The following is a 5,738-nucleotide window of genomic DNA, read 5'->3' as shown; positions in this document are numbered from 1 at the left end:
AATTATTGGAAAAAAAAGGCAGGGAACTGTTTGGTAGAGATCAGGTTCTCTGATGGTGGTCGTTGATGTTCCACGTGAAACTACGGTGGCAAGCTTTGTCTTGGTTGTGAAAATACCAAAGCGAATGCACTGGCTAATCTTCATCATTGGCGCGATGAGTTTTTTCATTCATCAATACTGACGGAAAAGACGCTGCGCCGCCCCGAGGTGTGGGCAATGGTTCTGAGTTTGGCTGATGAACTGGGACGGGTTGGCGATATGAATGACGAGCAGATTGAATGCTTTTTGCCTTGCGAGGTTTTGGGCTGGCCCCCTTCGCCAAGAACAAAGAATTCACGCTCTTTCACATTTGAACTGGTAAATACTGCCGCCGCCTGACGAATACCCGCCCGAAGAACCGCATATCTATTGGTTCTCCGGGCACAGACTGACCGAATAGCCGCCCACTACCTCGACGGAGGGAACGCCGGAAACCTTCACCGGCCCGTGGGTGGCACCTTATTGAAGGCGTTTGAAGGAACGCTATGAAAATTATCGATTGGAATTATTGGGCTGCCGGTGTGACGGCTACGCTTCGTGAGGCTGCGTTGTTGTCAGTAGGGCGTAACCCTGAACGTGCCAAAAAGAATGATTACTGGTCTGCCGGGATGATGGTAATCAACAAACAGACTGGTATAGCCTCTGTAGTGCCCCCAGTTGAACGGGATGAAAAGGATGCCGCTTTGCGAGCCAAAGCCGTAGAGCGTATAGACATGGCTAGCCGTTATATGAAGTCCTGTAATCCCATTTGGCTTATTCGCCTTAATGAAGAACAGTTTGTGCAAACAGTAGTATCTCTGCCTGAGTTTGGTTCGTGGCTTTCCAGCTACGGCCATGACCTGCCGGATGGTTTCCCGAGGCTGCCGATTCAAGAAACAAAAGCAGATAGTGGCTTGTCGATTGAGTCGGTGAATGTTCTTTCTGGTGCGCCAGAGACTGCCGCCCCGCCCGTGCTAGGGGTATCGACTGCCGAGGAAATGCTGAAGCGGAAGGCGCTGATAAGTGAGCTTGAGCGCCAATGGCCGTCTATCAATCGTGACCTGGCAGACGCTTCACGAAGTCCAGAATTGCAGTCTGCAAAAGTACCGGGAAGACATGGATACTGGTACTTAGAGCGTGTCAAAACTTGGGGGCGTAAAAATGGGAAGATTGCCCCCATGCAAGACGCGAATGCTATCCAGTCAAATGACATTACCGGACAACTTAAGGCAGCAACCAGAACATACCGGATTAAATAGAGGAAAGTTGACGCAGTTTTGGCGCAATTCTTCCGCAGTTTTTCGGGATATTTCGGGGATGAAAATCTAGCAACCTCTCAACGCAAAAGAGGTTCCCGAAATGCAAACAGTCACCGCTCAATCAATCAAGCCGCTGGCAACCGCCGCCGCGCACTTCATGACCTTCCCGCCGCTCGCGCTGGAAACCCGCACTGCTGTACCGACCGAGAACGCCGCTTACTACTTGAGCCGCAAACCGCAAACGCTCAGGGCTTGGGCATGTATGGAAAATGGCCCGCTGCGCCCGGTTCGTATCAGTGGGCGTCTTTCTTGGCGCGTGGCTGATATTCAATCAGTGCTCGCTGGCGAGGTGGCTTAAATGAACGCCTCCAAACTCTCCAAGTTCGCCCGTTCCGTTGGCGCTGAATTCGCAGCCGAGACTGCCGCAAGCCTTAATCAGTGTCATGCGCCAGAAGAAAAAGCCGCCGTTATCTATGACTCGTTGACCGGGATGGCGATATTCAAGGGGAAGTTTCGCCGCGATGTTTTCGACGGTTTTAGCTCCTCGATTCTCCAAGCACTTGAGGCTGCAAGCCCGTTCGGAATTGGTGGCTGACATGGAAAAGAAAACGCCCGACCTTCCCGAAGGAAAACCGAGCGCCCCTGAACAGGCGAATTCTAACCTGCCAGCGATCATTTGGGCAGTAAAAACCACACTCCTCAAAGGCGCTGTCGTTCGTTTGATCGACTTCGCCGATGAAGATCGTCCGTACGTTATTGGCGCCATAGCCGCACTGCGCGACGAATTCCCGGTAACTTTACGCTGGGTAACGATCCGCGAAAGCCATCTCAGTGAAACCCGGCTTCGCGCCAAGTCGTACCACATCAAAGGCGAATTCCTGCGTAGCGAGACACAAGCATGATCGCCCTCGCACAAATCCGCATCGATGGCGGTACACAATCACGCATCGAACTGAATCGGGACGTTGTTGCTGAGTACTGCGAATCCTATCGGGCCGGCGTCCAAATGCCGCCCGTTACCGTCTTCTACGATGGCGCTTCGTTCTGGCTCGCTGATGGCTTCCACCGATTCTTCGGCGCCACGTCTGCCGGCCTGGTGGAGATTTTCGAAGATCGCAAGCCGGGCACTAAGCGCGATGCGATTCTCTATTCCCTCAAGTGCAACGCGAAGCACGGCCTGCGCCGCTGCAACGCCGACAAGCGCAAGGCTGTTGAAACGCTTCTTGCGGATACTGAATGGTCGGATTGGAGTGATAACGAAATTGCAAAACGGTGTGCTGTTTCAAATCACTTGGTTGCTGATGTCAAAAAATCACACTTGGAGAATTCCAAGTTAGATCCGGAAGAATCCTCACTTGGAGAATTCCAAGTGACAGCGCCGACTGAACGCACCTACACCACCAAGCACGGCACCGCGGCCTCGATGAAAACGGCCAACATCGGCAAGCCTGCGCAACCAGCCAAGGCTGCACCAGCCAAGCCGGCGGTCATCGACGGCGAGTGCGAGCGCATCGAAGAGCCAGACGCCACCGGCCAGAGCGAGCTTGAGGAACTGCGCGACTTCAGCACCGAGCAAGGCCAGGTCATCAAGTCGATGCTGGCGGAGGCAGAAATCATGATGCGCGTTTTCGATGCCGACGACCGGATTTCTGTATCGCTGGCCGAGGTCAAAAGAACTGAAGCATTGATCCGGGTATTGACCGAGCGAAACAATGGCCTGACGAACGAGAAGAACGAAGCTATCAAGTGGGTTAAACACTGGAAGCGCCGCGCAGAAAAAGCCGAAGCAGCACTTGCGAAAGTGGAGGCCGGCCATGCAGCGTGAACTTATTGAGCGTGAGACGCCAAACTACGCCTCAGCAACATTCCCGCCACCGCGTGACTTCCAAACAGTTGCGCATGGGAAATTGAGACTTGGCTACATCGCAGGGCATATCCGCCAGTTATTGATGGCCGCGACCGGCGCCGGCAAGACGTACCTCGCAATGCTTCTCGCACACGAGGCACTTTTGAAGGGGAAGAAAGTTTTATTTATCTGTGACAGGACGACCTTAATAAACCAGACCTCAGCCGTGGCCGATAGCTACGGACTATCGGCGCACGGCGTAATACAAGCCAACCACTGGCGCACGGACAAGTCTGCATCATTTCAAATATGCAGCCTTCAAACGCTCGCAAGCAGGGGATGGCCTGATGCGGACCTGATCATTATTGATGAGGCGCATACACAGTACAAGGCCTGGACTGAGCACGTTCAGACCTGCCGCGCCGCCGTTATCGGTTTAAGTGCAACACCATTCAGTGCAGGACTCGGGAAGATATTCACCAATCTTGTGAGTGCGGGTTCAATGCACGAATTGACCGTGAGTGGTGTGCTGGTTCCCCTGCGGGTGTTCAGTTGCTCCAAGCCAGACATGCGAAACGCTGAAACCTCTGGTGGCGAATGGACGCCGGCTGCCGCAGCTGATCGTGGCATGGAGATTATCGGCGACGTGGTCATCGAGTGGCAGAAGTTCGCCAGCGACCGCAAGACGATTATTTTCGGTGCAACCATAGCGCACTGTGAGGAAATTGCCAGGCAGTTCAACGAGGTCGGAATCATGGCCGCGACCTTCACTTGCGATACCAAGCCAGAGGAACGCGCCGCCCTGCTTGCAGAGTACAAAAAGTCGGATAGCGTATTGCGCGTACTGGTCTCGGTTGAGGCGCTGGCCAAGGGATTCGACGTTCAGGATGTTGGCTGCGTGTGCGACTGCCGGCCGCTGCGCAAGTCATTGTCGACCGCCGTGCAGATGTGGGGCCGTGGTCTTCGGGCCTCGCCAGACACCGGCAAAGTGGATTGCCTGTTACTCGACTTCTCCGGGAATATTGTTCGCTTCGCAGACGACTTTGCTGATATTTTCTACAACGGTTTGGACTCGCTGGACATGGGCGAAAAGCTGGATAAGGCTGTTCGTAAAGACGAAGAAAAACCAGCCAAGGAATGCCCGAACTGCGGATATTCACCATGCGGGAAACGATGTATTTCTTGTGGGCATGAAGTTGTTCGCCCCAGCCTGATCGTGCACGAATCCGGCGAAATGATCGAGTTCAAAATCGGCAAGGCCACCGTTGGCGACAAGCTGACGGTTTGGGAGCAGTCCGTAACCCTATGCCGAGGACAAGGCAACCCGGACACCGCCAAGGGCCGCGCAGCACACCTGTTCAAGTCGATAACCGGATCATTCCCGCGCAACTTGCCGGACTTCGATCAAACGCAGAATGTTGTTATTAGCAAGGCAGTCTCGAACAAATCTCGCGCCAATTCAATTGCCTTCCGTCATGGGAGGGCCGCGTGATGGACTTCAGATCATTTGCCCGCGTCAATGGCGTAGAAATTGGTGACCTACGCGCAGGTGACAAAATTCACCGATGCCCGACCAGAGAGCACCCCGAATCGAAGAACGGCGCCTACTTCTTCGATGGATACCGGGGATGGATTCAAAACTGGGAAACCGGCGAGCCCCCGCAATGGTGGCACGACCCCAACGCGAAACCATGGAACGAAGCGGAAAAGCGGGAATGGGCGCTACGTCGACGAGTTGCTGAAGTTGAAAAGCAGAAGGCCCACGCTACCGCCGCCAAGGGTGCCAGTGTGATGATCGCTTCGGCGTCGCGTGATACGCATCCCTATTTGAAAGCAAAGGGCTTGGTTGATGTGCAGGCGCTCATCGGAAAGGATGGCGAGTTGTTGATTCCAATGCGCGACTTCCGAGATAACAACCTGCTTGGCGTTCAAACCATCTGCCTGGTCGATAACGAATGGGAAAAGAAGATGCTCCACGGCATGAGAGCCAAGGGCGCCATCCTTCGCATAGGCCCACAAAGCGCAGTTGAGACGTTTTACTGCGAAGGGTACGCCACTGGCCTATCTATCGATATCGCTCTGCACCTGCTGCACCTCAACGCGTGCGTGATGGTGTGCTTCTCCGCTTTCAACATGATCCACGTGGCAAGCAACATGACAGGCCGGCGTTTCGTATTTGCCGACAACGATGCTTCACTTACCGGCGAGAAGGCGGCACAAGCCACCGGCCTGCCGTGGTGCATAAGCAACGTGATTGGAGAGGATGCAAACGACCTTCATGTGCGTGCTGGCGTCATGGCTCTGGCCAAAGTTCTGATTGGAGTACGTAATGCAAAACCGTGAAGCACCAGCGTACCAAGAGTACGCAGCCTCGATGCTGGCGAAGATCGACTTCCGCACCATGACGCTTGCCGAACAGGGATTGCTCTACGTCATGCGTCTGGAGTGTTGGGTTAATGATCGACTCCCATCGAATCCTGCCCGACTTGCCAAGGTGCTGGGGCGATCCATCGAAGATGTTACACAAGCGATTCCAGCAGTGCTTCCGTTTTTTATCGAGTTGTGTGCGCGGCGCCGTGAAACTACCATGAATTCGGCAACTTGAAAGTGCCAGT

8 protein-coding genes are annotated in these 5,738 nt (G+C 54.2%); all 8 read left to right on the top strand.

All coding sequences use genetic code 11. From position 1 onward, the window contains the following. Positions 1-524 precede the first annotated feature (524 nt). The 8 genes from ACOYNV_RS25290 (at position 525) to ACOYNV_RS25255 (ending at position 5,728) form a co-directional block, all read left to right on the top strand. Entirely contained in the window at positions 525-1,277 is a 753-nt protein-coding gene (locus ACOYNV_RS25290; protein ID WP_422902581.1) for a hypothetical protein, read from the top strand. 100 nt (positions 1,278-1,377) lie between these two features. Continuing rightward, positions 1,378-1,635: a hypothetical protein gene (locus ACOYNV_RS25285; RefSeq protein WP_422902580.1), complete on the top strand. Its 258-nt coding sequence runs from the start codon at positions 1,378-1,380 to the stop codon at positions 1,633-1,635. Then, positions 1,636-1,872 (top strand): hypothetical protein, encoded by a 237-nt coding sequence (locus ACOYNV_RS25280; RefSeq protein ID WP_422902579.1) that lies wholly within the window; start codon positions 1,636-1,638, stop codon positions 1,870-1,872. Between the two features lies 1 nt (position 1,873). Next, positions 1,874-2,179 carry a hypothetical protein gene (locus ACOYNV_RS25275; RefSeq protein ID WP_422902578.1) on the top strand — a complete coding sequence of 102 codons (306 nt, stop codon included), beginning with the start codon at positions 1,874-1,876 and terminating at the stop codon, positions 2,177-2,179. Continuing rightward, positions 2,176-3,102: a hypothetical protein gene (locus ACOYNV_RS25270; RefSeq protein WP_422902577.1), complete on the top strand. Its 927-nt coding sequence runs from the start codon at positions 2,176-2,178 to the stop codon at positions 3,100-3,102. Before ACOYNV_RS25275 ends, ACOYNV_RS25270 begins: the two co-directional genes overlap by 4 nt. After that, complete coding sequence (locus ACOYNV_RS25265) at positions 3,092-4,615, top strand: DEAD/DEAH box helicase (RefSeq protein WP_422902576.1); 1,524 nt, start codon at positions 3,092-3,094, stop codon at positions 4,613-4,615. The genes ACOYNV_RS25270 and ACOYNV_RS25265 overlap by 11 nt, the downstream gene beginning before the upstream one ends. Further along, a complete protein-coding gene (locus tag ACOYNV_RS25260) occupies positions 4,615-5,466 on the top strand; it encodes a hypothetical protein (protein WP_422902575.1) in 852 nt (283 codons plus the stop codon). Before ACOYNV_RS25265 ends, ACOYNV_RS25260 begins: the two co-directional genes overlap by 1 nt. Further along, the gene (locus ACOYNV_RS25255; RefSeq protein WP_422902574.1) at positions 5,453-5,728 is read left to right on the top strand and encodes a hypothetical protein; all 276 of its coding nucleotides are present in this window, start codon (positions 5,453-5,455) and stop codon (positions 5,726-5,728) included. The genes ACOYNV_RS25260 and ACOYNV_RS25255 overlap by 14 nt, the downstream gene beginning before the upstream one ends. The last annotated feature ends 10 nt before the right edge of the window (positions 5,729-5,738 follow it).

The sequence above is a fragment of the Propionivibrio sp. genome, assembly GCF_049316945.1.
Taxonomy (GTDB): Bacteria; Pseudomonadota; Gammaproteobacteria; order Burkholderiales; family Rhodocyclaceae; genus Propionivibrio.
The sequence above is the reverse complement of the archived record's forward strand: the minus strand, read 5'-3'. Positions and strand labels throughout refer to the sequence as shown.

Coding starts and splice junctions, on each gene's coding strand:
- ACOYNV_RS25285 (WP_422902580.1), top strand. CDS start 1,378: ATGCAAACAGTCACCGCTCAATCAATCAAGCCGCTGGCAACCGCCGCC.
- ACOYNV_RS25265 (WP_422902576.1), top strand. CDS start 3,092: ATGCAGCGTGAACTTATTGAGCGTGAGACGCCAAACTACGCCTCAGCA.
- ACOYNV_RS25270 (WP_422902577.1), top strand. CDS start 2,176: ATGATCGCCCTCGCACAAATCCGCATCGATGGCGGTACACAATCACGC.
- ACOYNV_RS25280 (WP_422902579.1), top strand. CDS start 1,636: ATGAACGCCTCCAAACTCTCCAAGTTCGCCCGTTCCGTTGGCGCTGAA.
- ACOYNV_RS25275 (WP_422902578.1), top strand. CDS start 1,874: ATGGAAAAGAAAACGCCCGACCTTCCCGAAGGAAAACCGAGCGCCCCT.
- ACOYNV_RS25260 (WP_422902575.1), top strand. CDS start 4,615: ATGGACTTCAGATCATTTGCCCGCGTCAATGGCGTAGAAATTGGTGAC.
- ACOYNV_RS25290 (WP_422902581.1), top strand. CDS start 525: ATGAAAATTATCGATTGGAATTATTGGGCTGCCGGTGTGACGGCTACG.
- ACOYNV_RS25255 (WP_422902574.1), top strand. CDS start 5,453: ATGCAAAACCGTGAAGCACCAGCGTACCAAGAGTACGCAGCCTCGATG.